A 24,624-nucleotide genomic window follows, 5' to 3' on the forward strand; every position below is an offset into this window, starting at 1 on the left:
GTACTGCAGGGGGGACCCTGTGGGAGAGTAGGACGCCGCCGAACAATTTTTAGCCTCAACCCCCGGACCATGTCCGGGGGTTGAGGCATTTTTGCGTTCTAAGCTGGGTTCATGCGCTACGACCTGGTCATCTTCGACAACGACGGTGTGCTCGTGGACAGTGAGCCGATTTCCAACACGCTGTTGGCCGGCTATCTGACGGAGCTCGGGCATCCCACCACGTACGAGGAATCCGTACGCGACTACATGGGATCCGCCATGCACCGCATTCACGAACTCGTCGAGGAGCGGAGCGGGCAGCGGTTGCCGGACGGGTTCGACGAGACGTTCCACGCGCGGGTCTTCGCTGCCTTCCAGGCCGAGCTCGAGGCCGTGCCCGGGGCTGGAGAGGTGCTCAAGCAGCTGGCCGAGGCGGAGGTTCCGTACTGTGTGGCCTCCTCGGGGAGTCATGAGCGGATCCGGGTGGGGCACCGGAAGACCGGGCTCGACGCATGGTTCCCGGACGAGCTCGTCTTCAGCGCCGAGGACGTCGGCAGGGGGAAGCCGGCGCCCGATCTCTTTCTCCACGCCGCCTCGCGGATGGGGGTGGCGCCCGAGCGGTGTGTGGTGGTCGAGGACAGCAGGCTCGGGGTGCAGGCGGCCGTGGCGGCCGGGATGGACGTGTACGGGTTCACCGCGATGACGCCCGAGGAGAAGCTCGCCGGCGCCAAGGGGTTCTTCGGGGCCATGGACGAACTGCCGGCGATATTGGGACTGTGATCCATCTACCCCCGGGTAGGTTCCGGCCCTACGCTGTGCCGCCATGACGGATGCGCGGTTGCGGCGTGGGCGGGGATCCCTGGCGGTCAGCTTCTTTGTGCAGGGGGTGACCTTCGCCCTGCTCGTGACCCGAATACCGGCGATCCAGGACCGGTACGGGATCTCGGACGCGCTGCTGCCGGCCTTCCTCGCCGCCGTGCCGATCCTGGCCGGTGTCGCGAGTGTGATGACCGAGAAGGTCGTCGCCCGGGTGGGGCCCGCGGTGGTGCTGCGATGGGCTCAGCCGTTCGTGCTCCTGGCGCTGCTCGCCGTGGGAGTGGGGGACCGGCTGTGGCACGCGGCCCTGGCCCTGGGGCTCTTCGGGCTCGCGGTCGGTGCGCTCGACGCCTCCATGAACATGCTGGGGGTCAGCCTCCAGCGGGCGTACGGGCGGAGCATCATGCTCGGCTTCCACGCCTCGTACAGCCTCGGCGGGATCGCGGGAGCCTCGCTGGCCTGGGTGGGGGCGCACTGGCATCTGTCGCTCTTCGTCTCCTACCTGCCGGTCGTGGCGGTGCTGCTGCCCCTCGCCTTCGTCGGGAGCCGCTGGTACGTGGCCGGGGGCGACGGGGTCGGCGTCGCGGCGGAGGCGGGGGACGGCAAGAGGAGCGGAGTCGCCTTCACGCTGCTGCTGCCGCTGTGCCTGGTGATGACCTTCGCGTACATCGGGGACTCGACGGTCTCCAACTGGAGCGCCAAGTACCTCCAGGACGTGCTGGGCGGCTCGGAGGAGCTGGCGACCGTGCCGTACAACGCGTACATGGTCACGACGCTCCTCGGGCGGGCCGTGGGGGACTTCGGGGTGCGGCGGTTCGGGGCGGCGACGGTCGTGCGGGCCGGCGCCGTGCTGGGGGCGCTGGGGTTCGCGGTGGTGGCGGTGTCGCCGGGGGCGTGGATCGGGATCTTCGGGTTCACCGTGCTGGGGCTCGGGCTGAGCGTGATCGTGCCGCAGACGTTCGCGGCGGCCGGGCGGTTGTTCCCGGGGGCGAGTGACGCGGCGGTGGCGCGGCTCAATGTCTTCAACTACGTCGGGTTCCTGATCGGCTCCCCGTTGGTGGGGGCGCTGGGTGACGCGTGGAGCTACCGGGGAGCCATGCTGGTGCCGATGGTGCTTGTCCTGGTGACGGTGGTGTATGCCACGTCGTTCGGTTCGCGACCGGCCCGATACGGTGGCGGGCATGAGCGGCCGCGCACTGTTGATGTGGGATGAAGCTGTCACGCAGTACGACTTCGGGTCCGAGCATCCGATGGATCCGGTACGGCTCGCGCTGACGATGTCGTTGGTGCGGGCGTACGGGCTCGACCGGGCCGTGGACGTGGTCGCGGCGAAGCCGGCCGGGGACTCGACGCTGCGTCTCGTCCACCGTGAGGACTATGTGGCGGCGGTGCGGGCGGCGTCGGCCGACCCGCGGCACGCCGACCAGTCGTACGGGCTCGGTACGGTCGACGATCCGGCGTTCACCGGGATGCACGAGGCGTCGGCGCTGATCGCCGGGCAGTCGGTGGGCGCGGCGGAGGCGGTGTGGCGCGGGGAGGCCGCGCACGCCGTGAACTTCGCGGGCGGTCTGCATCACGCGATGCCGGGGGCCGCGTCGGGGTTCTGTATCTACAACGACGCGTCGCTGGCGATCGCGAGGCTGCTCGAGCTGGGCGCGGAGCGGGTCGCGTACGTGGATGTGGACGTCCATCACGGGGACGGGGTGCAGGCGGCGTTCTGGGAGGATCCCCGGGTGCTGACCGTGTCGCTGCACGAGCATCCCCGGACGCTGTTCCCGCAGACGGGCTGGCCGGAGGAGACCGGGGCGGCCGGGCCCGGTGAGGGCGGGGCCGTGAACGTGGCGCTGCCGGCCGGGACGGGCGACGCGGGGTGGCTGCGGGCGTTCCACGCGGTGGTGCCGGAGCTGCTCGCGGACTTCCGGCCGCAGGTTCTCGTCACCCAGCACGGGGCGGACACGCACTTCGAGGATCCGCTGGCCCATCTCGCGGTGTCGCTCGACGCGCAGCGGGCGGTGCAGGAGTCCTGTCACGAGCTGGCGCACACATACGCCGAGGGTCGCTGGCTGGCCCTGGGCGGGGGCGGATACGCGGTGGTCGACGTCGTACCGCGGTCGTGGACGCATCTGGTGGGGATCGCGGCGCATGCCCCGGTGGATCCGGAGTCGGTCATCCCGTCGTCCTGGCGGGACGAGGTGTACGCGCGGACCCGGCAGCCGGGGCCCGGGCGGATGACGGACGGGCTGTGGCCGGTGGGCTTCCGGGACTGGTCCGGGGGATACGACCCGGCGGACCGGCTGGACCAGGCGGTGCTCGCGACCCGGAAGGCGGCATTTCCGCTGCGGGGGATGCTCGCGTAGGTATCAGCCGGAACGTTCTGGCGGGCGTTACGCCGACGGTGGGGTGTCCCGGGGGTTTCGGCTCCGGGGGAGGGGTGTTCCGGCAGCATCGGGAGGGTGTTGAGTACCGGGGCGCTGCGGGCGCATCTGTTGGCGGCGGGGTTGGCGGGAACGGTGGCGACGTCGCGGGAGGAGAGCCTGCGGAGCTATCGGCTCTTCGCGGCGCGGGATCCGCGGGTGCTGCTGGGGCTGGATCCCGCCTGGGGGTGGGGTGAGGCCGATCTGCTGCGGCTGATGGCCGACAAGTGCGGGGTGTCCGACGATCCGGAGCATCGGTCGGGGCCCGACGTGATCGATCCCGAGCGGACGCTGAGGGGGCTCGACGCCTTCGCGGCGCGGTTGGGTGCGGCGGCCGCGCGGCGGGTTCCGGTGCTCCTCGGGACGGGCCATCCGCACCGGCTGCTTGGTTTCTACGTCGCTCTCGCAGACGCCTTGTCGGCGGCGGGATGTCTTGTTCTCACACCGGCGCAGGGGCGATGTGTCGACATAACGACCCGGTTCGGCGTACGCACGTACCTCCTCGACTACGTACGGGGGGTCGCACTGGTGCGAGAGCCGGGGCCGTCGGGGGGCGGGCGCGAGCCGGGGGCGCACTCCCACTCTCCGCTGCCGGTTAGGGCGGCTCTGGAGAGTGCGGCCGAGGCAGGCGGGCCGCTGCCGGCGCTCGTCGTCGGCGACCACGGCTGGGTCTGCGGGGCTGGTCAGCTGGGTATCGAGGCCATCGGTCTCGCCGATACGGATGATCCCGCGCTGTTCGTCGGTGAGGCGGAGGGGCAGGTGTCGGTGGCCGTTCCGCTTGATGACGGCGTGCGCTCCGACTACTACCGTCCGCTGACGCGCTATGTACTCAATCGAGCGTGTCTGTCACGGTAAACGGCAGGTGGTAGCTCCTCTTCCCCACTCGTACCACCCGCCCCTAGTCTGGAGCGTGAGCGCTCGGCGACGAAGAGTCACCGGAGGGGAAGCCGGTGGGCGTCGCGGCGGAAGGTACAGGTGGGTCATGGCTGCTGGCGAACGACCTCTCAACGAGGTCAAGTTTCTGACCGTGGCGGAAGTCGCCTCGGTGATGCGCGTGTCCAAGATGACCGTGTACCGCTTGGTGCACAGCGGTCATCTGCCGGCGATCCGGGTGGGCAGGTCCTTCCGGGTGCCGGAACAGGCGGTTCACGAGTACCTGCGGGAGTCCTTCGTGGGGGTGGGGACCGCGTAGCGCGAGCGCGGCGACAACGCCGGGAAAGCTCCGTATGTCCCTCGGATTACAAGCGCGGTGCTCGGGACGGTAGGCTAGGCCGACGTAGGTCGTGTGGGCCCAGACGCCCCGCACCGATCCCCGCCGGGAGGCGGGGATGTTCCGAGAAGTGAGCGAGGGTAGTCGTGGGCTCTGTTATCAAGAAGCGGCGTAAGCGGATGGCCAAGAAGAAGCACCGCAAGCTGCTCAAGCGCACGCGCGTTCAGCGTCGCAACAAGAAGTAAGGCGACAGCTGCTTCGCAGCGTTCAGTGCGTCAGGCGTGGCCCTTCACCGTTCGCGGTGGAGGGCCACGTTTTATTTGCGCGGAAATCTTGAGGCGCTACGGTGGCGACCAACGGAAAACGGACGGAAGGCGCTGATCTTGGGCAAGGTCGTGCTCGTCACCGGTGCCGCCCGGCATCTCGGGGGCCGCTTCGTGCGGCGGATCCAGCGGGATCCGGAGGTGGACCGGGTGATCGCGGTGGACGCGGTCGACCCGGCGCACCAGCTCGGCGCCGCAGAGTTCGTACGGGCGGACATCCGCCGGCCGGAGATCGCGAAGGTTCTCGCCGAGCACGACGTCGACACGGTGGTCCATCTGGACGTCACCGGTACGACGCTCGGCGGAGGCGGCCGTACGTCGGTCAAGGAGACCAACGTCATCGGCACGATGCAGCTGCTCGGCGCCTGCCAGAAGTCGCCGCGGATCAGCCGGCTCGTGATCAAGTCCAGTACCAGTGTCTACGGCTCCGCTCCGCGCGACCCGGCCGTCTTCACCGAGACGACGGCTGCGAAGTCCTTGCCCAGCGGGGGCTTCGCGAAGGACGCCGTCGAGGTCGAGGGGTACGTGCGGGGGTTCGCCCGGCGCCGCCCCGACGTGGCCGTGTGCGTGCTGCGGTTCGCGAACATCCTCGGGCCCAGGATCGACTCGCCGCTCGCCGAGTACCTCGCGCTGCCGGTGCTGCCGACCGTCCTCGGCTACGACCCGCGGCTGCAGTTCGTCCACGAGGACGATGTCATCGATGTGCTGCGTCTGTCGGCGCACGAGCCCCGCAGGGCCACCCTGAACAGCGGCACCTTCAACATCGCCGGCGACGGGGTTCTCCTGCTCTCGCAGTGCGCGCGGCGGCTCGGACGGCCCACCGTGCCGGTGCTGCTGCCGGCCGTCACCTGGGTGGGGACGGCGCTGCGGACCGTAGGGATCACCGACTTCGCTCCCGAGCAGATCCGGCTGCTCACCCACGGCCGGGTCGTGTCGACGCTGCAGACGCGCGAGGTGCTCGGTTTCTCGCCGCGCTACACCACGGCGGAGACCCTTGCGGACTTCGCGCGGGGCCGGGGGCCGGGGCTGCTGCCGCCGGAGACGCTGGCGGGGGCGGTGGACCGGATCGCGGGGCGGCTGGGCTCGTCGGCCGCGCGGCCGGGCGACCCCGTGGCCGCCGTACCCCCTGCGCACGAGGTGCGCTCTGTTCACTCTGTTCACGACGGCGCCTGAGGAGACCGGACAGCGATGGCGGACGCCAAGGTCATTCCGTTCGACGACGACCGGTCGCGGGCCCGGCGACGGCCCGGCGGCCGCGCCGACGGCGAGGCGGCGGCCGTACGGGCCCTGCCGGGGCCCCAGCAGGGCCCCCAGGAGCCGGAGGGGAGCCAGGAGGGCCCGGCTCCCGGCGAGGCCGGGGAGGCCGTCGGTGCCGACACAGGGGGCGTCGGTGAGGCCGCGGCCGGAGCCGGGCCCGTGGCCGGCGGCTGGGAGCGGCGGCTCGCGGGCGGGCTCGCGTTCCTGCGGCGCCGGATCACCGGCGATTACGAGGTCGACGAGTTCGGCTACGACGAGGAGCTCACCGACCAGGTCCTGATGTCGCTGCTCCGCCCGCTGTACGAGAAGTACTTCCGGGTCGAGGTGAAGGGCGTCGAGAACATCCCGGCCGAGGGCGGGGCGCTCATCGTCGCGAACCACTCGGGGACCCTGCCGCTGGACGGACTGATGATGCAGGTCGCCGTCCACGACCACCATCCGGCCGGGCGGCATCTGCGGCTGCTCGCCGCCGATCTGGTGTTCGTGCTGCCGGTCGTCAACGAGCTGGCCCGCAAGGCGGGGCACACCCTGGCCTGCGCGGAGGACGCGGAGCGGCTGCTGCGCTCCGGCGAGATCGTCGGCGTGATGCCGGAGGGCTTCAAGGGGATCGGGAAGCCCTTCGGGGAGCGGTACAAGCTCCAGCGGTTCGGGCGGGGCGGCTTCGTGTCGACGGCGCTTAGGGCCGGGGTGCCGATCGTGCCCTGCTCGATCGTCGGGGCCGAGGAGATATACCCGATGATCGGGAACGCCAAGACGCTGGCGCGGGTGCTCGGCTTCCCGTACTTCCCGCTCACGCCGACCTTCCCCTGGCTGGGGCCGCTCGGGGCGCTGCCGCTGCCGACGAAGTGGACGATCCAGTTCGGTGAGCCGATCCCGACGGACTCGTACGCGCCGGAGGCGGCGGAGGACCCGATGCTGATGTTCAACCTGACGGATCAGGTGCGGGAGCAGATCCAGCACACGCTCTACAAGTTGCTGGTGCAGAGGCGGTCGGTCTTCTTCTGACCACGTGCCGTCCGTTCGGAGCAAGGAAGAAGGGGCGCCCCCCGTCCGTGGGGGCGCCCCTCCTTCCTTGCTAGCGAGCGTCCTCGCTGTCGATGCCGAGGCCTGGAAGCAGGCCCGGCAGGATGGGCGGAATGGTGACGTCCGGCATCTCGGTCGGCGGCTGGCCGACCGTGGGGGCGGTCGGTGTGCCGGTCGGGGAGGCGGGGGGCTTGAGCAGTCCGCCGGTGTTGCCGCCGAGGAGACCGTCGTCCTCCGGCGATTCGGTGCCGCTGTCGGCGCTCGGGCTGGTGCCCGTGCTGGGGCCCGACGGGCGGGGCGGTGCGGAGTGGCTGCCCGAGGACGGGGAGTCGTGGGTGGACGGCGGACGCTGGGTGTCCGTGCCCTGGGGGTTCTGCGGCGTGCTCGGGCGGCCGCTGGGGCTCTCCGTGCCGATCGCGCCCTTCTCGGGGGTGCGGGGGAGCACCGACTGGAGGGGCTCGACGTCTTCGTCCATGGCGTCGAAGACGTGCGTGACCTCGCTTCCCACGTCCGACAGCTGGACGGGGAGCCGGTCGCGAAGGCCGTTCCAGGTGTCCCGGTGGGCCTGCGCGAAGGAATTGAGCCGGGCCATCGGGGCGATCTCGCCGTCCCGCTCGTACGCCTGGCGGAGCAGCCGGTGGCCTTCGGTGGCGTCGTGCTTCATCCCGCCCAGGACCCTGCGGATCTCGGTGAGCGACTCGTGGTCGAGGTCGCCGACGCGGCCGCGCTCCATGAGTCTGCGGGCCTCGCTGAGCCGGGTGGACGCCTGGTCGAGGTAGATGCCGCCGCGGTCCGCGTCGTCGTCCGCCATGCCCAGCTTGATGTCCTCCATGCCTCGCTTGAGCCCGTAGAGCGAGTCACCGGGGAGCGCGTCGGAGCTGGCGGCAGCGACGCCGCTGAAGGCGCCCGCCGCCACACCCACCGTGAGGCCGCCGGCGGCGAGGCCCTTGGACCAGCGGGAGCGGGGCCGCAGCTTCCGCAGTGGGGACGCCCGGTGGGCGCCCTTGCCGCCGGCGGTGCGCTGCTCGGGCACCGTGGGGCCCCCGGCCGCGCTCCCTTCCATGAGCATCGCTTCCATGGCGGCGACGAGCTGGGCTCGCTGCACCACCTTGACCTCGGGATCCAGCTGTGGCTTCGGCAGTTCGCCGAGGCCGTTCGCCACGGCCAACAGCCGCCCCTGTTCGGCCGGTTCTGCCGGAGTCTCCGGCTGCTCGGCCGCCGCGCCCTCGGACTCCCGGTCCTCCAGGGCCTGGGCGAAGGCGTTCGCCCGCCGGTGCGCCGATACGTTCGCGATCACTGGCGGCACCTCCTCTCGTCATGACGGTCGACTCCCCGGAGTGTCCGGAAGGTTGCACACCTTGAGCGCATCCACACGAAAGAGTGAGTGGCTGCGGACATGGCGTGTCCACAGGGAGCCTGCATCCCGCACAACGAGCGGCGCGGCACTTGGGTTACGCGCGAAAGATGATCGGACCAGTGCGTCATCGAGGCGTCACCGACTGTGAGTTGGGCGGGGGTCGTGGGGGTGTGGGGGGAGATACGGGGACGGGGGCGCGGTCCGGTCCGCAGGGGCGTGTGTGGGGGGAGCGGACCGGTCAGCGGGCGTCGTCCGGGAGAAGGCGGGCCAGGGTGCGGACGGCCCGGTACTGGAGGGTCTTGATCGCCCCCTCGTTCTTCCCCATGACCCGGGCGGTCTCGGCGACCGAGAGGCCCTGGAGGAAGCGCAGGGTGACGCACTCCTGCTGCTGGGGGTTGAGGCGGCGGACCGCGTCGAGGAGTGCGGCGTTGGAGAGGGACTCCAGGACGGAGTCCTCGGGGCTGCGCTCGACCTCGTTGGCGTCGAGCATCTCGCCGGTGGTCACTTCCAGGCGGAAGCGGCTGGACTTGAAGTGGTCGGCGACCAGGTTCCTGGCGATGGTGACGAGCCAGGCGCCGAAGTCGCGGCCCTGCCAGGTGAAGGTGGAGATCCGGCGCAGGGCGCGCAGGAACGTCTCGCTTGTGAGGTCCTCCGCCGTCGCCTTCCCGCCGACGCGGTAGTAGATGTAGCGGTAGACGGTGTCGCTGTACTGGTCGTACAGCCGGCCGAAGGCCTCGGCCTCGCCCGCCTGGGCGCGCTCGACCAGATCCATCATGCGAGCGCTGTCGCTGTCGGCGGTGGGGCGGCGGGGGGCGGTGGTCGAGGTTCCGGACCGGGCACCGCGTCTGCCCACGGCGGCGCCGCCGTCGGCCAGGGCATAACAAGGGCCGGCGGGTGCCGGTGCGGCGAAGGCGAAGGCGGGGACAGGGCCGGCGTACGCGGTGGGGACGAAGCCGCGCAAACGGTCGAGGACCGTTGCGCGCAGCGTAGCCAGGCCCGAGGTGTCAACCCCGACGTGTGGGTACACGGGACTCCCAGAGGCAGAGCTTCCATCACGTGCAGTGCGGGACCGTTCACCCGTCGTAGCGACGTGAGGGGTCCTTTGTGCGTCCCAGGAGAATAACGCTTCGTACAGGCAGCGCTACACCCAGTTGCTCAAATCACCGGTTCCGTCGGTTCTGTTACTGCTTGCAGTCGGATCAAGGTGCGATTGGTGACCGATTGTTGATCGGTTTGCTTCCGAGTGTGACTGCGCGGGCGTTGCGTTGTGCTCAAGTGCAGGACCGGTGAGTGATCGAGGCCGCTGCGGGGTAAGGAGCCCCGAATGCCTGGGAGTCGACCTGTGCGGTGGTGTTCGACCACGGACGGGTGAGGGCGCCTGGTCCGGGGTTGTCGCAGATGATCGCGGCCGAAACGTATCGGCAGACCGATCGGGCGGGCCGGGAGAGAAGCGGGGAACCGGGCCTCAGTGGCGGCGGCGGTGCAGGGCGACCGCGGCCGCCGTGCCGCCGGCCAGGGCGCCCAGACCCGCGGCGGCGGGGATGCCGACCTTGGCGGCCTTGCGGCCCGTCCGGTAGTCGCGCAGTCGCCAGTCCCGGGCCTTCGCGTACTTGCGGAGCTTGGTGTCCGGGTTGATCGCGTACGGGTGGCCGACGAGCGAGAGCATCGGGATGTCGTTGTGCGAGTCGCTGTAGGCGGCGCAGCGGTTCAGGTCGAGGCCCTCGGCGGCGGCGAGGGCCCGTACCGCCTCGGCCTTCGCCGGGCCGTGCAGGGGCTCGCCGACCAGCTTGCCGGTGTAGACGCCGTCGACGGACTCGGCGACCGTGCCGAGCGCGCCGGTCAGGCCGAGCCTGCGGGCGATGATCGTGGCCGTCTCGACCGGGGCGGCCGTGACCAGCCAGACCTTCTGGCCCGCGTCCAGGTGCGCCTGGGCGAGGTCGCGGGTGCCGGGCCAGATGCGGTCGGCCATGTACTCGTCGTAGATCTCCTCGCCGATCGACATCAGTTCGGAGACGCGATGGCCCTTGACGATGGACAGGGCGCTGTCGCGGGCCTCCTGGATGTGCTCGGGGTCTTCGACGCCGGCGATCCGGAACCAGGCCTGTGCCCAGGCGAAGCGGGCGAGTTCACGCCGCTGGAAGAACTTCCGCTTGTACAGGCCGCGGCCGAAGTGGAAGATCGACGCGCCCTGCATCACGGTGTTGTCGAGATCGAAGAACGCGGCCGCCCGTACGTCGCCGACGACCGGGAACTCGGGCTCGGGCGGGGTCTCGGCCTCCGCGGGTTCATGGGCCGCCGCCTCCTCCCGCTCCCGTTCCAGCTGGAGCGAGGACTTGCGCGCTGCCTCGGCAGCGGCCTCGCCTGCGAGCACGCTGCGCGCGGTGGCGGAGCGCCTACGGGGGGTGAGCCATCCCAGAGCGGCCATGCGGTGAGCATAGCCAGTCTGTTCGGTACTTCCCGACTTGTGACGATGCCGCGGCGTGAACACTGTGGGGCTCCCCTGTTAATCAGGGACAGAATGGACGTCATGTTCGGACGGACGAAGAAGAAGACGGACGCCGCTTCGCGCACGGTGACGCTGATCGGCAAGCCGGGCTGTCATCTCTGCGACGACGCCCGCGCGGTGATCGAGGCCGTGTGCGCGGAGACGGGGGCGCGCTGGGAGGAGAAGGACATCACCCAGGACGAGGAGCTCCACCGGGCGTACTGGGAGCAGATTCCCGTCGTCCTGGTCGACGGCGAGCAGCACACCTTCTGGCGCGTGGACGCCGGGCGGCTCCGGCGCGAACTGGGTGCGTGACCGAAAGACGGCTACCATCATGGACGTTTTGTTGGGTTTCGGGGGCGGGGTCGTGAGGAGTGTGTGCGGTTTTGCCCCCTTCGGGTTCTCAACGCGCTGACACGCCGCGCGGTTCCGTGACGATACGAACCAGCCGCGTGACCCCGGTCACTTTGGGCGGACAAAACGGACACCATCTTTGTGCACGCGTTCACAAAGACATAGCCTGCATTCGACGGGGCGGTCTTGGGACATATGGCCGCCTGCAGCCCCGCTCATCCCGCAGGAGCACCGTGGCAACTGGCCGAACTCACCGACCGGCGACCCGTAGCCGAGGAATTCCCGAGGCCACCGTCGCCCGGCTTCCGCTGTATCTGCGCGCACTCACCGCGCTCTCGGAGCGCTCCGTACCCACGGTCTCCTCCGAAGAGCTCGCCGCCGCGGCGGGGGTCAACTCCGCGAAGCTGCGCAAGGACTTCAGCTACCTGGGTTCCTACGGCACCCGCGGGGTCGGCTACGACGTCGAGTACCTCGTCTACCAGATCTCCCGCGAGCTGGGGCTCACCCAGGACTGGCCGGTCGTCATCGTCGGTATCGGTAACCTCGGTGCCGCGCTCGCCGGCTACGGCGGTTTCGCGTCCCGCGGTTTCCGCGTCGCCGCGCTGATCGACGCCGACCCCGCCATGACCGGCAAGCCGGTCGCCGGGATCCCCGTCCAGCACAGCGACGACCTCGAGAAGATCATCGAGGAGGACGGCGTCTCCATCGGCGTCATCGCGACCCCGGCCGGTGTCGCCCAGCAGGTCTGCGACCGGCTCGTGGCCGCCGGAGTCACCTCCATCCTGAACTTCGCCCCGACCGTGCTCTCCGTGCCCGACGGCGTGGACGTGCGCAAGGTCGACCTCTCCATCGAGCTGCAGATCCTCGCCTTCCACGAGCAGCGCAAGGCCGGCGAGGAGTCGAACGCCGAGGCCGACGCGGCCGTCGACGAGGAGACCGCCACGGCCGTCGCGCCGCCGGCCCCCCGGGGCGCGACGGGCGGCAGCCGCAAGGGACCCGACGGGGACGTCCCCGCCGTGATGCCGGCATGAGCCTCCTCGTCGTCGGCCTCAGCCACCGCAGCGCCCCCGTCTCCATCCTGGAGCGGGCGGCACTCGCGGCGGACACCCAGGCCAAGCTCCTCCAGGACACCCTCGCCGCCGAACCGGCCGCCGAGGGCACCGTCCTGGCCACCTGCAACCGCATCGAGCTCTACGCCGACGTGGACAAGTTCCACGCCGGTGTCGCCGAGCTGTCCACGCTGCTCGCGCAGCACAGCGGCGTCGGCCTGGACGAGCTCACCCCCTATCTCTATGTGCACTACGAGGACCGGGCCGTCCACCACCTCTTCTCGGTGGCCTGCGGGCTCGACTCGATGGTCGTCGGCGAGGGGCAGATCCTCGGCCAGATCAAGGACGCCCTGGCCCTCGGCCAGGAGCTGCACACCGCCGGCCGTCTCCTCAACGACCTGTTCCAGCAGGCCCTGAGGGTCGGCAAGCGCGCCCACAGCGAGACCGGGATCGACCGGGCCGGACAGTCGCTCGTCACCTTCGGCCTGGAGCAGCTGGCCGACGGCACCGACGTCGACACCTGGGCCAAGGGCAAGAAGGCGCTCGTCATCGGCGCCGGCTCGATGTCCTCGCTGGCCGCCGCCACGCTCGCGCGGTCCGGTGTCTCCGAGATCGTCATCGCCAACCGCACCCTGGCCCGTGCCGAGCGGCTCGCGCAGATCCTGAACGAGCCCGGGGGTACGGGAGTGGCCGCGCACGCGGTCGAGATGGTTGCCGTCGGCGACGAACTGACACGTGCCGACGTCGTCGTCTCCTGCACCGGCGCCACCGGACTCGTCCTCACCGGGGACGACATCGAGACCGCCGTCCAGGGCCGACGCACCCCGCTCGCCCTGCTCGACCTCGCCATGCCCCGCGACATCGACGCCGCCGCCCACCGCATCCCCGGTGTCCGGCTCGTCGACATCGAGTCGCTCGCCGAGGCCTCCGCCGACGCGCCGATGGCCGCCGACGTCGACCAGGTGCGCGGCATCGTCTCCGACGAGGTCGCGGCCTTCGGCGCCGCCCAGCGCGCCGCCCACATCACCCCCACCGTCGTCGCCCTGCGCACCATGGCCGCCGACGTGGTGGCCGGCGAGGTCGCCCGGCTCGAGGGCCGGCTGCCCGGCCTCGACGACAAGCAGCGCGCCGAGATCACCCAGACCGTGCGCCGCGTGGTCGACAAGCTCCTGCACGCGCCGACCGTGCGGGTCAAGCAGCTGGCGAGCGAGCCCGGCGGTGCCGGGTACGCGGACGCGCTGCGGACACTCTTCGACCTCGACCCGGAGACGGTGGCTTCTGTCAGCCGGGCCGACCTGAATGACGCCGACGTCAAGAACCGAGGGCGAGTATGACCGAGAGGGCACTGAGGCTCGGGACCAGGCGCAGCAAGCTCGCCATGGCCCAGTCCGGGCACGTGGCCGACGCGGTCCGGCAGCTGACCGGCCGGCCCGTCGAGCTCGTGGAGATCACGACGTACGGGGACACCTCCCGGGAGCACCTCGCGCAGATCGGCGGCACCGGCGTCTTCGTCGCCGCCCTGCGTGACGCGCTGCTCGCGGACGAGGTGGACTTCGCCGTCCACTCCCTGAAGGACCTGCCGACCGCGCAGCACCCGGACCTGGTGCTGGCCGCGATCCCGGAGCGCGAGGACCCGCGCGACGTGCTGATCGCCCGCGACGGACTGACGCTGGACCGGCTGCCCCAGGGCGCCCGGGTCGGCACCGGCTCGCCGCGGCGCATGGCCCAGCTCCACGCGTACGCGCGCAACCACGGCCTGGAGATCACCTGCGTCCCGATCCGGGGGAACATCGACACCCGGGTCGGCTACGTACGCAGCGGGGAACTGGACGCGGTGGTTCTCGCCGCGGCAGGCCTCAACCGCATCGGCGGGACGGCGGAGCTCACCGGCTCCCTGTCGCTCGACCACCTGTCGGTCGACTCCGTCCTGCCCGCCCCCGGCCAGGGGGCCCTGGCGATCGAGTGCCCGGCGTCGAACGCCGAACTCGTCACCATGCTCGCCGAGCTCGACGACCCGCTCACCCGGGCCGCCGTGACCGCCGAGCGATCCCTGCTCGCCGCCCTGGAGGCCGGCTGCTCCGCACCCGTGGGTGCGCTGGCCGACCTGCTGGCCGACGACCCCGGTCACGGGCAGGTTGTCACCGAGATGCGCCTGCGCGGCGTCGTCGGCACCACCGACGGCTCGACGCTGGTGCAGCTGTCCACCACCGGACCCGTACCCACCTCGCACGACGAGGCCATGGCGCTCGGACGCGAACTCGCGGACGAGATGCTCGCCAAGGGTGCGGCCGGTCTTATGGGGGAGCGAGCACTTTGAACCCCACCAGCCCGACCACCAGCCCGCTGTCCCCGGCCTTCGCGGGCCATGGACACGTCACATTCCTCGGCGCAGGTCCCGGTGACCCCGGACTCCTGACCCTCAGGGCCGTGGAGGCCCTCGCCGGAGCGGATGTCCTGATCGCCGAGCCGGAGGTGCTCGAGGTCGTTCGCGGCCACGCTCGGGCGGGGGTGAGCACGCCGGAGCTGACGGTTGTTGACGAGGCGTCAACAACCGCCGGTGTCCCCGTGTTGAGGGACGCGGCCAATCTTGTCATGGAGGCCGCGAGGGGCGGCAGGCGGGTCGTCCGTGCGGTGACCGGCGACCCCGGCCTCGACGGCAACGCGGGAGCAGAGATGCTCGTCTGCGCCGCCGAGGGCATCCCCTTCGAGGTCGTCCCCGGCGTCGCCACGGCCGTCGGCGTACCCGCGTACGCCGGCGTCCCGCTCCGCGACGCCCAGGGCACCGACGTGCGCTTCGTCGACGCCCGCACCGCCGACGAGCGGTGCTGGACCGAGGTCGGTGCCTCCGACGGCACCGTCGTCGTGTCCACCTCGCTCGACTCGGTGGCCGCGGCCGCCGGTGAACTGGTGGCGGCAGGCCGTAAGCCGGACACCCCGCTCACCGTCACCATCGCCGGTACCACCACCCGGCAGCGGACCTGGAACGCCACGCTCGGCACCATCGCCCAGGTCTTCAAGCAGGGCAAGGTCCTCCCCTCGCCCGAGGGCCACCGGCCGGTCATAGCCGTGGTCGGCGAGCGCAGCGCCCCGGCGCAGCGGGACCAGCTGTCGTGGTTCGAGTCGAAGCCGCTGTTCGGCTGGCGGGTGCTCGTGCCGCGTACCAAGGAGCAGGCCGCGTCGCTCTCCGACCAGCTGCGTTCGTACGGCGCGGTGCCGCACGAGGTGCCGACCATCGCCGTCGAGCCGCCGCGCACGCCCCAGCAGATGGAGCGTGCGGTCAAGGGGCTCGTGACCGGGCGCTACGAGTGGATCGCCTTCACGTCGGTCAACGCGGTGAAGGCCGTACGGGAGAAGTTCGAGGAGTACGGGCTCGACGCGCGTGCCTTCGCCGGGATCAAGGTCGCGGCGGTGGGCGAGCAGACGGCCGCGGCGCTGGTCGACTTCGGTGTGAAGCCGGACCTGGTGCCGAGCGGGGAGCAGTCCGCGGCGGGTCTGCTGGAGGACTGGCCGCCGTACGACCCGGTCTTCGACCCGATCGACCGTGTCTTCCTGCCGCGGGCCGACATCGCGACGGAGACGCTGGTCGCCGGCCTCATCGAGCTCGGGTGGGAGGTGGACGACGTCACCGCGTACCGGACCGTACGCGCTTCGCCGCCGCCGGCCGACACGCGGGAGGCGATCAAGGGCGGCGGGTTCGACGCCGTGCTCTTCACGTCGTCGTCGACGGTGCGCAACCTGGTCGGTATCGCCGGGAAGCCGCACAACGTGACCGTCATCGCGTGCATCGGTCCCGCCACGGCGAAGACCGCCGAGGAGCACGGGCTGCGGGTGGACGTGCTGTCGCCCGAGCCGTCGGTGCACAAGCTGGCGGAGGCGCTGGCGGACTTCGGGCTGCGGCGGCGGGAGGCCGCGCTGGAAGCCGGGGATCCGGTGACGCGGCCTTCCGAGCGGCGACCGGGTGCCCGGAGGCGGCGGACCACGTAGGTGGTGTGGGGCGGGGCCTCTATTCGGCCCCGCCCTTTTCCTCTCGTGGGCCCTGGTGGTGCGGGCTACGGGGCGCTGCGCCGGCTCTGTCGGCGTTGCCCCACCCGTTCCGCCCTGCGCAACGATTGCCCACAACGGGGCGGGGCGCATGCCGATGACGCGGACGCCGTGTCGGTAAAAGCACTCTTTGGGCGGGCGTAGCCTCGGGGCTATGAACTCGTACGGATCCTTTCCCGGGGCGCGGCCGCGGCGGCTGCGGACGACGCCTGCCATGCGGCGGATGGTGGCCGAGACGCGGCTGCATCCCGCCGATCTGATCCTTCCCGCGTTCGTGCGCGAGGGGATCACCGAGCCCGTGCCGATCCAGGCCATGCCCGGTGTCGTCCAGCACACGCGCGACACCCTGCGGAAGGCCGCGGCCGAGGCCGTGGAGGCCGGGGTCTCCGGGATCATGCTCTTCGGCGTGCCCGAGGACGAGAAGAAGGACGCGGCGGGGACGGCCGGGACCGACCCCGACGGGATCCTTCAGGTCGCCATCCGGGACGTCCGCGCCGAGGTCGGCGACGAGCTCGTGATCATGTCGGACCTCTGTCTCGACGAGTACACCGACCACGGCCACTGCGGCGTCCTCGACGCCGACGGCCGCGTCGACAACGACGCCACGCTGGAACGTTACGCCGAGATGGCCCAGGTCCAGGCGGACGCCGGCGTCCACGTCGTCGGCCCCTCCGGGATGATGGACGGCCAGGTCGGCGTCGTACGGGACGCCCTGGACACCATCGGCAGGGAGGACGTGTCGATCCTCGCCTACACCGCGAAGTACTCCTCCGCCTTCTACGGCCCCTTCCGCGAGGCCGTCGGCTCCTCCCTCCGGGGCGACCGCAAGACCTACCAGCAGGACCCCGCCAACCTGCGGGAGTCCCTGCGCGAGCTCGCCCTCGACCTGGAGGAGGGCGCCGACATGGTGATGGTCAAGCCGGCGGGGCCGTACCTCGACGTCGTCGCCAAGGTCGCCGAGTCCGTGGACGTGCCCGTCGCCGCGTACCAGATCAGTGGTGAGTACTCGATGGTCGAGGCCGCCGCGGAGAAGGGCTGGATCGACCGCGACAGGGCGATCTTCGAGACCCTGACCGGTATCCGGCGGGCCGGCGCGCAGATGATCCTCACCTACTGGGCCACCGAGGTCGCCCAGAAGCTGTCCGCCGCGCGCGTCTAGCCGGGGCTCAGTCCCACCAGAAGGTCCAGACGGGGCTGTCCAGCAGCCCCGTCCGCGCGTAGGCGCGCAGGCCGCCGCGGGGGCCCTGGTCGATGTTGTCCGGGCAGAACGCGAAGTGTTCCGCCGCCAGCGCCTCGGCCTCCTCCAGGGTCTGGGGAGGGGACCCGACCGAGACCACCAGCTGGTCGAAGGTGAGCGCGACGACACGGGCCCCGAAACGGTCCTCCCAGGACCGCAGCACCGCACACAGCCGGGCCACGTCGTTCTCGTGGTTCAGCGGCCCGCTCCAGCCGATCACCGCCGGTATGTCCGCGCTGCGCCGCGCCGGAACCAGGGCCGGGCGGGCGTCCTCAAGCCAGAAGCCCGGCTCCGTCAGCATCTCGGCGACGGCGGCCGCCGCCTTGTCCGGGTCCGTGTCGCACGGCTGCGCCGGGGCCAGGCCCGGCCAGCCGGCGCTTTCGGGTATCTCGTCGGACGCGTTCGCGTCCCAGAACTCGGCGAGGACCTCGTCCGCGTCATGGTCCGCCGGGTCGCTCATCCGCCCGGGCTCCAGCTCCCACTGGTCCAGGCTCCAGTCACCGCCCAGCAGCACCGGCAGCAGGCCCGCCGAGCGGGCCGCCGGCCGCAGCGCGCTCCAGGCGGCGGGCCCCGCCGCGCCGTGTCCCGACCAGATGTACGGGGCGTCCGCCGGGCCGGTGAGGGCGCCGGGCGGCAGGTCGAGGCCGAGTGAACGGCCGGTCGGGTCGGCTGCGAGCCGGGGCAGCTGGTTCGGGATCATCGCCATGCGCAGAACGTACGGGGCGCCACTGACAACGGAGCGAGTGGTGGTGCGGCACGCGTCGGCGCACCCTGGAGAGGTAGCCGACAGGTCCTCGCTGGAGGTGGTCCTCATGATGCACACGCTCGTCGGATGGCATGTGGAGATGGAGTTCCAGGAGGAGGGTGACCGGACGCGGGCCGCGGCCATGGTGCGGCTGACCGACGGCACCGAGTTCCGGGCCCACGGCACGGCCAACCGCCACCCTTCCGACCCGGACCAGCTCAGGGTGGGCGAGGAGATCGCCGGCGCACGCGCGCTGATGGATCTCGCCTCTCAGTTGCTCCAGAAGGCCCACACGGAGATCGACGAGGTCTCGGGCCGGACCTCGCACACCATCCGTTGACGACGAAGCCCCCGGCACGGTGATCCGTACCGGGGGCTTCGCCTTCGGATGTCGCTCCGGGACCGTCAGAGGCGCTCGGGCGTCCGGATGCCCAGCAGAGCCATGCCCTGGTGCAGGGTGCGGGCGGTCAGGTCACAGAGGAAGAGGCGGTTCTCCGCGACCTCCTGCGCCGGTTCCGGCTTGATGACGGGGCACTGGTCGTAGAACGTCGTGTACAGCGACGCCAGCTGGTACAGGTACGCGGCCAGCTTGTGCGGGGCGTGCTCCGCGGCCGTCTCGGCGATCACCTCGCCGAACTGGTCCAGGTGCAGACCCAGCGCGCGCTCGGCCGGTGCCAGCTCCAGCTCCGGGTGGGCGAGCGGCGTGCGGTCGCCGGCCTTCCCGAAGATCGACCTGATCCGTGCGTAGGCGTACTGCAGGTACACCGAGGTGTCGCCGTTCAGCGACACCATCTGGTCCAGGTCGAACTTGTAGTCGCGGGCGGCCGACGTCGACAGGTCGGCGTACTTCACCGCGCCGATGCCCACGTACTGGCCGTTCTCGACGATCTCCGACTCGGTCAGGCCCACCTTCTCGGCCTTCTCGCGCACGACCGTCGTCGCGCGGTCCACGGCCTCGTCCAGCAGGTCCACCAGCCGGACCGTCTCGCCCTCACGGGTCTTGAACGGCTTGCCGTCCTTGCCCAGGACCGTGCCGAAGGCCAGCTGGACCGCCTTCACGTCCTCGTTCAGCCAGCCGGCCCGGCGAGCGGTCTCGAAGACCATCTTGAAGTGCAGCGACTGGCGGGCGTCGACCACGTACACCAGGGACGTCGCCTTGAGGTTCTGCACGCGGTCACGGATCGCGGACAGGTCCGTCGCCGCGTAGCCGAAGCCGCCGTCGGACTTCTGGACGATCAGCGGGGTCGGGTTGCCGTCCGGGCCCTTCACGTCGTCGAAGAAGACGCACAGCGCACCCTCGGAGCGGACGGCGACGCCCGACTCCTCGAGGATGCGGCAGGTCTCCACCAGCATGTCGTTGTAGCCGGACTCGCCGACGACGTCGGCGTCCCGGATGTCCATGTCGAGCTTGTCGAAGACCGAGTAGAAGTAGATCTTCGACTCGTCGACGAACCGCTGCCAGAGCGCGAGGGTCCGCTCGTCGCCGGCCTGGAGGTCGACGACCCGAGCCCGGGCCCTCGTCTTGAACTCCTCGTCGGAGTCGAAGAGCGCGCGCGAGGCCTTGTAGAGCCGGTTCAGGTTCGACATGGCCTCCTCACCGGAGACCTCGGCGCCGTCCTCGGCCGTGTGGTCCAGCTCGTGCGGGTGCTCGATCAGGTACTGGATGAGCATGCCGAACTGGGTGCCCCAGTCGCCGATGTGGTGGCGGCGGACCACGCTCTCGCCGGTGAACTCCAGGATCTCGACCATCGCGGCGCCGATCACGGCGGAGCGCAGGTGACCGACGTGCATCTCCTTCGCCACGTTCGGCTGGGCGTAGTCGATGACCGTCGTGCCTGCCGACTCGTTGAACGGCACGCCGAGCCGGGCGTCGGCGGCGCGGGCCGCGAGGGTCCGCACGATCGCCGCGTCCGTCACCGTGATGTTCAGGAAGCCGGGGCCCGAGACCTCGATCTCCTTCAGGACGTCGTTCTCCGGGATCGCGGCGACGACCTGGGTGGCCAGCTCACGCGGGTTGCCCTTGAGCTGCTTGGCGAGCGCCAGGATGCCGTTGGCCTGGAAGTCGGCCCGGTCGCTTCGTCGCAGCAGCGGGTCGGCGGACGCGGCGTCCGGCAGAGCTGCCGAGAGGCCGTCCGCGAGGCGCTGCTGCACGGTCGAAGCGAGGGAAGGGACCGAGGCCATGAGCTTCCGTTCCTGTTGAGTTCGGGGAGTTCTGTGCGTCCAAATCGCTTGTCAAGTGTCCCATGGGAGCGCAACGTGATTTCCCCGCCTGTGGACGACCGGAGGGCGCGGGCGATCTCCGCCTGTGGACAACCTCGGGGAGCGCTCTTCCGTCTGGGAGAATGGCTCACGTAGGCCCCTCAGGCAGCATCCCACCCAGGAAGAAGGACGTACCGACCGTGGCTCAGAGCAGCACCGAGACCGACTGGGTCTCCCGTTTCGCGGACGAGGTCATCGCCGAGTCGGAGCGACGTGCGCCTGGCAAACCGGTCGTCGTCGCCTCCGGTCTCTCCCCGTCCGGCCCGATCCACCTGGGCAACCTCCGCGAGGTCATGACCCCGCACCTGGTCGCCGACGAGATCCGCCGCCGGGGGCACGAGGTCAGGCACCTGATCTCCTGGGACGACTACGACCGCTACCGCAAGGTGCCGAACGGCATCGAGGGCATCGACGAGTCCTGGGCCGAGCACATCGGCAAGCCGCTGACCTCGGTCCCGGCCCCCGCCGGCTCGCCCCACCCCAACTGGGCCGAGCACTTCAAGGCCGCCATGGTCGAGTCGCTGGCCGAGCTCGGCGTCGAGTACGACCCGATCAGCCAGACCGAGCAGTACACCGCGGGCACCTACCGCGAGCAGATCCTGCACGCCATGAAGCACCGCGGCGACATCGACGCCATCCTCGACCAGTACCGGACGAAGAAGACGCCGAAGAAGCAGTCGCAGAAGCCCCTCGACGAGGCCGAGCTGGAGGCCGAGGAGGGCTCCGGCGCGGCGAGCGAGGACGACGGCTCCGGCGGCTCCTCGGGCTACTTCCCGTACAAGCCGTACTGCAGTCAGTGCGAGAAGGACCTGACCACGGTCACCTCGTACGACGACGACACCACCGAGCTCGCCTACGCCTGCACCAACTGCGGCTTCTCCGAAACCGTGAAGCTCAGCGAGTTCAACCGCGGCAAGCTGGTCTGGAAGGTCGACTGGCCGATGCGCTGGGCGTACGAGGGCGTCATCTTCGAGCCCTCCGGCGTCGACCACTCCTCGCCCGGCTCGTCCTTCGTCGTCGGCGGCCAGATCGTCCGCGAGATCTTCGACGGCGTCCAGCCGATCGGCCCGATGTACGCCTTCGTCGGCATCAGCGGCATGGCCAAGATGTCCTCCTCGCGCGGTGGTGTCCCGACCGCCGCCGACGCGCTGAAGATCATGGAGGCGCCGCTGCTGCGCTGGCTGTACGCGCGCCGCCGCCCCAACCAGTCCTTCAAGATCGCCTTCGACCAGGAGATCCAGCGGCTCTACGACGAGTGGGACAAGCTGGAGGCCAAGGTCGCCGACGGCAGCGTGCTGCCCGCCGACGCCGCCGCCCACACCCGCGCCGCCCGTACGGCCGCCGGTGAGCTTCCGCGCACCCCGCGCCCGCTCCCGTACCGCACGCTCGCCTCGGTCATGGACATCACCGCCGGCCACGACGAGCAGACCCTGCGGATCCTGACCGAGCTCGACCCCGAGAACCCGGTCGCGTCCCTCGACGAGGTCCGGCCGCGCCTCGACCGCGCCGAGAACTGGATCACCAGCCAGGTCCCGGCCGACCAGCGCACCATCGTCCGCGAGGAGCCCGACACCGAGCTCCTCGGCTCCCTGGACGACGAGGGCCGCGAGTCGCTCCGCCGGCTCCTGGAGGGCCTCGACAGCCACTGGTCGCTCGACGGGCTCACCACCCTCGTCTACGGCGTCCCGAAGGTCATGGCCGGTCTCGACGCCGAGGCCAAGCCGACGCCCGAGCTGAAGCTCGCGCAGCGCGCGTTCTTCGCCCTGCTCTACAAGCTCCTCGTCAGCCGCGAGACCGGGCCGCGACTGCCCACGCTGCTGCTCGCCGTGGGCGCGGACCGGGTGAGGAAGCTGCTCGGCGCGTGAGCGCCCGGGTGAGCTGACTACGCGAAAGGGCCGCCGCCCGGCATCCGGGCGGCGGCCCTTTCACGTACCTCCGTGCGGGTCAGGGGGTGCGGTACTCCTGCATGTCCTGCTGGATCCGCTGCTGGACCTCGGGGATCACCTGGTGGAGCAGCTCGGGGTTGCGGAGCTGCTCGACGCCGTAGTGGTCGGCCACCAGCCGTTCGAGCTCCTGGGTCTCCGGGAAGCGGTCGTTCTCCACGGCGTACGCCCAGGTCTGCTTGTAGACGACCTCGCGGAACTCCTCGACCTCCTGCGGTTCCGGCTGCTCCTCCACGTACTCGGGGTACTCGACGAACTCCTCCGGCCCCGGCGGGGGCACGTCCTCCGGGCCGAGCGGCACCGGCACCGGGATCGGCTCCAGGCCGTCCACGATCTGCGGGTTGTACGAGCCCTGGTAGCCGTCAGGCCGCGCCTGGCCGGCGAACCAGGGGCTGCCCTCGGCATCCTCCGGCGCGTCGGGAAGCGGCTGCGGCGTGGGCGCGAGCTGCACCTGCTGAGGCTGCTGGGCCGGCTGAAGCGGCTGGGGCTGCTGGGGCAGCAGCGGCGACGTGCCCTGCGGCTGCGGGGGCAGCACGGCCGGTTCGATGCCGGCCGCCGCGAGACCCGCGGCCGCCGTCTCCGCGAGCGGCACCCCGTACCGCGCGAGACGCAGAGGCATCAGCGCCTCCACCGGCGCCTTGCGGCGCCAGCTCCGGCCGAAACGGGCCTGGAGACGCGCCTGGTAGATCAGCCGCTCCTGCTCCAGCTTGATCACCTGCTCGTACGAGCGGAGCTCCCACAGCTTCATCCGGCGCCACAGCCGGAACGTCGGCACCGGGGACAGCAGCCAGCGGGTCAGCCGGACGCCCTCCATGTGCTTGTCCGCGGTGATGTCCGCGATCCGGCCCACCGCGTGCCGCGCGGCCTCGACGGCCACGACGAACAGGATCGGGATCACGGCGTGCATCCCGACGCCGAGCGGGTCGGGCCAGGCGGCCGCGCCGTTGAACGCGATCGTCGCCGCCGTCAGCACCCACGCGGTCTGCCGCAACAGCGGGAACGGGATCCGCAGCCACGTCAGCAGCAGATCCAGGGCGAGCAGCACACAGATGCCCGCGTCGATGCCGATCGGGAAGAAGTACGAGAAGGTGCCGAAGCCCTTCTGTACGGCGAGCTCGCGCACGGCGGCGTACGAACCCGCGAAACCGATCCCCGCGATGATCAGCGCACCGGCGATGACGAGGCCGATGAGTATCCGGTGTGTGCGTGTCAGCTGCATCGCGGCCACCCGCGATCCCCTCCCCGTCAATCGACATCTCGCGCGCACAGACTGGCACATGTGCGCGAAGCCCGGCCCCCGGGGGAGGGACGGGCTCCACATCGACGTGCCACTCTGGGCCGGTTTGCGACTGGTTGTCGGCCTTCGGTCGCCTACTTGTTCGCGGCGGCGACCGCGGCGACGGCCTCCTTGGCCGCCTTCACCGCACCGTTCATGATCGTCGGGTCCGACGGGGTGGTCGCGCCCGCGTACCCGGCGCCGTTGTACGAGAGCAGCACCAGCACATTGCCCGTACGCGCCACGATCGAGCCGTAGACGAAGTCCTCGTTCGTCTTGCGCAGCTGGTACGCGACGGACTTCGCCTCGTCGCCGATGCCCGTGGCCGTGGTGGTGCGGACCTTCGTCGCGCCCGGGGTCTCCTCGACCTTGGCGAGCTCCTTCGCCAGGTTCTCCTGCGCGCGCTCCTGGCCGCTGCCGAGCGCGGCGTCCGACTCGTACCGGTAGAAGGACACGTCGAGCCAGCGGTACTGCGAGCCCTTCACGCCCTTGTCGTCCAGGCCGTTCCACGAGCAGCCGCTGCGGCTGCCGAGGTCGCTGGAGACGGCCGGCGTGCCGTTCTTGGTCTTCGCCTTGGGCACGAGCGAGGACGTCGTCGCCGCGGCGATCGCCTTGCAGGCCTCCGGCAGCTTCGCGAACTTCGCCGGCTCGACCGTCTTCGTCGTCTGCGAGGGCGAGGGAGCGGCGGAGGCCGACGAGGCCGCCTTGTCCTTGGAACCCGTCGAGCCGGAGCCACCGTCACCGGAGTCCGAGGAGCAGCCTGCGACGACGAGCATCACCGGGACGGCGGCGCAGGCGAGTATGCGGGTGAGTCGCGGGGCTGTTCGCTGCATGGTTCCTTCAGTCGCTTGTCGTA

23 protein-coding genes are annotated in these 24,624 nt (G+C 70.9%); 16 read left to right on the plus strand and 7 right to left on the minus strand.

Annotated features, from left to right (window positions below; translation table 11 throughout):
- Window positions 1-111 precede the first annotated feature (111 nt).
- From IF00_RS0132340 to IF00_RS0132370, 8 genes are all read left to right on the plus strand, one after another.
- Window positions 112-759, plus strand: a complete 648-nt coding sequence (locus IF00_RS0132340; protein ID WP_030324253.1) for an HAD family hydrolase — start codon at window positions 112-114, stop codon at window positions 757-759.
- A 43-nt stretch (window positions 760-802) separates the two neighbouring features.
- Entirely contained in the window at window positions 803-2,008 is a 1,206-nt protein-coding gene (locus IF00_RS0132345; RefSeq protein WP_030324254.1) for an MFS transporter, read from the plus strand.
- A complete protein-coding gene (locus IF00_RS0132350; protein WP_030324256.1) occupies window positions 1,977-3,152 on the plus strand; it encodes an acetoin utilization protein AcuC in 1,176 nt (391 codons plus the stop codon). The genes IF00_RS0132345 and IF00_RS0132350 overlap by 32 nt, the downstream gene beginning before the upstream one ends.
- A 96-nt stretch (window positions 3,153-3,248) precedes the next feature.
- Window positions 3,249-4,064, plus strand: coding sequence for a phosphatase (locus IF00_RS0132355; RefSeq protein ID WP_030324258.1), 816 nt, complete (start codon window positions 3,249-3,251; stop codon window positions 4,062-4,064).
- 127 nt (window positions 4,065-4,191) lie between these two features.
- A complete protein-coding gene (locus IF00_RS0132360; protein ID WP_015034391.1) occupies window positions 4,192-4,401 on the plus strand; it encodes a helix-turn-helix domain-containing protein in 210 nt (69 codons plus the stop codon).
- A 164-nt stretch (window positions 4,402-4,565) separates the two neighbouring features.
- Complete coding sequence (locus tag IF00_RS44210; RefSeq protein ID WP_003948845.1) at window positions 4,566-4,664, plus strand: 30S ribosomal protein bS22; 99 nt, start codon at window positions 4,566-4,568, stop codon at window positions 4,662-4,664.
- A gap of 138 nt (window positions 4,665-4,802) precedes the next feature.
- A complete protein-coding gene (locus tag IF00_RS0132365; RefSeq protein WP_078944931.1) occupies window positions 4,803-5,915 on the plus strand; it encodes an NAD-dependent epimerase/dehydratase family protein in 1,113 nt (370 codons plus the stop codon).
- 15 nt (window positions 5,916-5,930) lie between these two features.
- Window positions 5,931-7,004: a lysophospholipid acyltransferase family protein gene (locus IF00_RS0132370; protein ID WP_030324261.1), complete on the plus strand. Its 1,074-nt coding sequence runs from the start codon at window positions 5,931-5,933 to the stop codon at window positions 7,002-7,004.
- A 70-nt stretch (window positions 7,005-7,074) separates the two neighbouring features.
- Here the strand turns inward: IF00_RS0132370 and IF00_RS0132375 are convergent, their stop codons facing one another.
- The 3 genes from IF00_RS0132375 to IF00_RS0132385 all read right to left on the minus strand — a co-directional run bounded on the left by IF00_RS0132375 (window position 7,075) and on the right by IF00_RS0132385 (window position 10,804).
- Window positions 7,075-8,319 carry a DUF5667 domain-containing protein gene (locus IF00_RS0132375; protein WP_030324263.1) on the minus strand — a complete coding sequence of 415 codons (1,245 nt, stop codon included), beginning with the start codon at window positions 8,317-8,319 and terminating at the stop codon, window positions 7,075-7,077.
- Between the two features lie 298 nt (window positions 8,320-8,617).
- A complete protein-coding gene (locus IF00_RS0132380; RefSeq protein WP_030324264.1) occupies window positions 8,618-9,406 on the minus strand; it encodes an ECF subfamily RNA polymerase sigma factor, BldN family in 789 nt (262 codons plus the stop codon).
- A 438-nt stretch (window positions 9,407-9,844) separates the two neighbouring features.
- A complete protein-coding gene (locus IF00_RS0132385; protein ID WP_030324266.1) occupies window positions 9,845-10,804 on the minus strand; it encodes an HAD family hydrolase in 960 nt (319 codons plus the stop codon).
- A gap of 93 nt (window positions 10,805-10,897) precedes the next feature.
- Between IF00_RS0132385 and IF00_RS0132390 the strand changes: the two genes are divergently transcribed.
- The 6 genes from IF00_RS0132390 to hemB all read left to right on the plus strand — a co-directional run bounded on the left by IF00_RS0132390 (window position 10,898) and on the right by hemB (window position 17,467).
- The gene (locus tag IF00_RS0132390; RefSeq protein ID WP_030324268.1) at window positions 10,898-11,179 is read left to right on the plus strand and encodes a glutaredoxin family protein; all 282 of its coding nucleotides are present in this window, start codon (window positions 10,898-10,900) and stop codon (window positions 11,177-11,179) included.
- A 272-nt stretch (window positions 11,180-11,451) separates the two neighbouring features.
- Complete coding sequence (locus IF00_RS0132395) at window positions 11,452-12,249, plus strand: redox-sensing transcriptional repressor Rex (protein WP_030324269.1); 798 nt, start codon at window positions 11,452-11,454, stop codon at window positions 12,247-12,249.
- Window positions 12,246-13,601, plus strand: a complete 1,356-nt coding sequence (locus tag IF00_RS0132400) for a glutamyl-tRNA reductase (protein ID WP_030324271.1) — start codon at window positions 12,246-12,248, stop codon at window positions 13,599-13,601. Before IF00_RS0132395 ends, IF00_RS0132400 begins: the two co-directional genes overlap by 4 nt.
- The gene (hemC, locus tag IF00_RS0132405) at window positions 13,598-14,584 is read left to right on the plus strand and encodes a hydroxymethylbilane synthase (protein ID WP_030324272.1); all 987 of its coding nucleotides are present in this window, start codon (window positions 13,598-13,600) and stop codon (window positions 14,582-14,584) included. The genes IF00_RS0132400 and hemC overlap by 4 nt, the downstream gene beginning before the upstream one ends.
- Window positions 14,581-16,251, plus strand: coding sequence for a bifunctional uroporphyrinogen-III C-methyltransferase/uroporphyrinogen-III synthase (locus IF00_RS0132410; protein ID WP_030324274.1), 1,671 nt, complete (start codon window positions 14,581-14,583; stop codon window positions 16,249-16,251). The genes hemC and IF00_RS0132410 overlap by 4 nt, the downstream gene beginning before the upstream one ends.
- Before the next feature lie 211 nt (window positions 16,252-16,462).
- On the plus strand, window positions 16,463-17,467 hold the full coding sequence (hemB, locus tag IF00_RS0132415; RefSeq protein ID WP_030324276.1) for a porphobilinogen synthase: 1,005 nt from the start codon (window positions 16,463-16,465) through the stop codon (window positions 17,465-17,467).
- Between the two features lie 7 nt (window positions 17,468-17,474).
- On the opposite strand, the gene IF00_RS0132420 is transcribed toward hemB, so the two are convergent.
- Window positions 17,475-18,251, minus strand: coding sequence for a DUF4253 domain-containing protein (locus IF00_RS0132420; RefSeq protein WP_030324277.1), 777 nt, complete (start codon window positions 18,249-18,251; stop codon window positions 17,475-17,477).
- 109 nt (window positions 18,252-18,360) lie between these two features.
- On the opposite strand from IF00_RS0132420, the gene IF00_RS0132425 reads away from it, so the two are divergent.
- Window positions 18,361-18,630, plus strand: coding sequence for a DUF1876 domain-containing protein (locus IF00_RS0132425; RefSeq protein WP_030324279.1), 270 nt, complete (start codon window positions 18,361-18,363; stop codon window positions 18,628-18,630).
- Between the two features lie 65 nt (window positions 18,631-18,695).
- Here IF00_RS0132425 and argS read toward each other — a convergent pair whose 3' ends face one another.
- On the minus strand, window positions 18,696-20,471 hold the full coding sequence (gene argS / locus IF00_RS0132430; RefSeq protein ID WP_030324280.1) for an arginine--tRNA ligase: 1,776 nt from the start codon (window positions 20,469-20,471) through the stop codon (window positions 18,696-18,698).
- Window positions 20,472-20,632: 161 nt separating this feature from the next.
- Between argS and lysS the strand changes: the two genes are divergently transcribed.
- Complete coding sequence (gene lysS / locus IF00_RS0132435) at window positions 20,633-22,414, plus strand: lysine--tRNA ligase (protein ID WP_051820725.1); 1,782 nt, start codon at window positions 20,633-20,635, stop codon at window positions 22,412-22,414.
- A gap of 79 nt (window positions 22,415-22,493) precedes the next feature.
- Here the strand turns inward: lysS and IF00_RS0132440 are convergent, their stop codons facing one another.
- Window positions 22,494-23,711: a DUF2637 domain-containing protein gene (locus tag IF00_RS0132440; RefSeq protein WP_030324283.1), complete on the minus strand. Its 1,218-nt coding sequence runs from the start codon at window positions 23,709-23,711 to the stop codon at window positions 22,494-22,496.
- Between the two features lie 152 nt (window positions 23,712-23,863).
- A complete protein-coding gene (locus IF00_RS0132445) occupies window positions 23,864-24,601 on the minus strand; it encodes a hypothetical protein (protein WP_030324284.1) in 738 nt (245 codons plus the stop codon).
- Window positions 24,602-24,624 lie beyond the last annotated feature (23 nt).

It is taken from the genome of Streptomyces flavochromogenes (assembly GCF_000717595.1).
Lineage (GTDB): Bacteria > Actinomycetota > Actinomycetes > Streptomycetales > Streptomycetaceae > Streptomyces > Streptomyces flavochromogenes.

What these genes read in the sequence shown, in the direction of transcription:
- hemB (WP_030324276.1), top strand. Translation starts at nt 16,463, where the DNA reads ATGAACTCGTACGGATCCTTTCCCGGGGCGCGGCCGCGGCGGCTGCGG.
- IF00_RS0132370 (WP_030324261.1), top strand. Translation starts at nt 5,931, where the DNA reads ATGGCGGACGCCAAGGTCATTCCGTTCGACGACGACCGGTCGCGGGCC.
- IF00_RS0132340 (WP_030324253.1), top strand. Translation starts at nt 112, where the DNA reads ATGCGCTACGACCTGGTCATCTTCGACAACGACGGTGTGCTCGTGGAC.
- IF00_RS0132360 (WP_015034391.1), top strand. Translation starts at nt 4,192, where the DNA reads ATGGCTGCTGGCGAACGACCTCTCAACGAGGTCAAGTTTCTGACCGTG.
- lysS (WP_051820725.1), top strand. Translation starts at nt 20,633, where the DNA reads ATGGCTCACGTAGGCCCCTCAGGCAGCATCCCACCCAGGAAGAAGGAC.
- argS (WP_030324280.1), bottom strand. Translation starts at nt 20,471, where the DNA reads ATGGCCTCGGTCCCTTCCCTCGCTTCGACCGTGCAGCAGCGCCTCGCG.
- IF00_RS0132350 (WP_030324256.1), top strand. Translation starts at nt 1,977, where the DNA reads ATGAGCGGCCGCGCACTGTTGATGTGGGATGAAGCTGTCACGCAGTAC.
- IF00_RS0132400 (WP_030324271.1), top strand. Translation starts at nt 12,246, where the DNA reads ATGAGCCTCCTCGTCGTCGGCCTCAGCCACCGCAGCGCCCCCGTCTCC.
- IF00_RS0132385 (WP_030324266.1), bottom strand. Translation starts at nt 10,804, where the DNA reads ATGGCCGCTCTGGGATGGCTCACCCCCCGTAGGCGCTCCGCCACCGCG.
- hemC (WP_030324272.1), top strand. Translation starts at nt 13,598, where the DNA reads ATGACCGAGAGGGCACTGAGGCTCGGGACCAGGCGCAGCAAGCTCGCC.
- IF00_RS0132445 (WP_030324284.1), bottom strand. Translation starts at nt 24,601, where the DNA reads ATGCAGCGAACAGCCCCGCGACTCACCCGCATACTCGCCTGCGCCGCC.
- IF00_RS0132440 (WP_030324283.1), bottom strand. Translation starts at nt 23,711, where the DNA reads ATGCAGCTGACACGCACACACCGGATACTCATCGGCCTCGTCATCGCC.
- IF00_RS0132390 (WP_030324268.1), top strand. Translation starts at nt 10,898, where the DNA reads ATGGACGTCATGTTCGGACGGACGAAGAAGAAGACGGACGCCGCTTCG.
- IF00_RS0132345 (WP_030324254.1), top strand. Translation starts at nt 803, where the DNA reads ATGACGGATGCGCGGTTGCGGCGTGGGCGGGGATCCCTGGCGGTCAGC.
- IF00_RS0132420 (WP_030324277.1), bottom strand. Translation starts at nt 18,251, where the DNA reads ATGGCGATGATCCCGAACCAGCTGCCCCGGCTCGCAGCCGACCCGACC.
- IF00_RS0132425 (WP_030324279.1), top strand. Translation starts at nt 18,361, where the DNA reads ATGCACACGCTCGTCGGATGGCATGTGGAGATGGAGTTCCAGGAGGAG.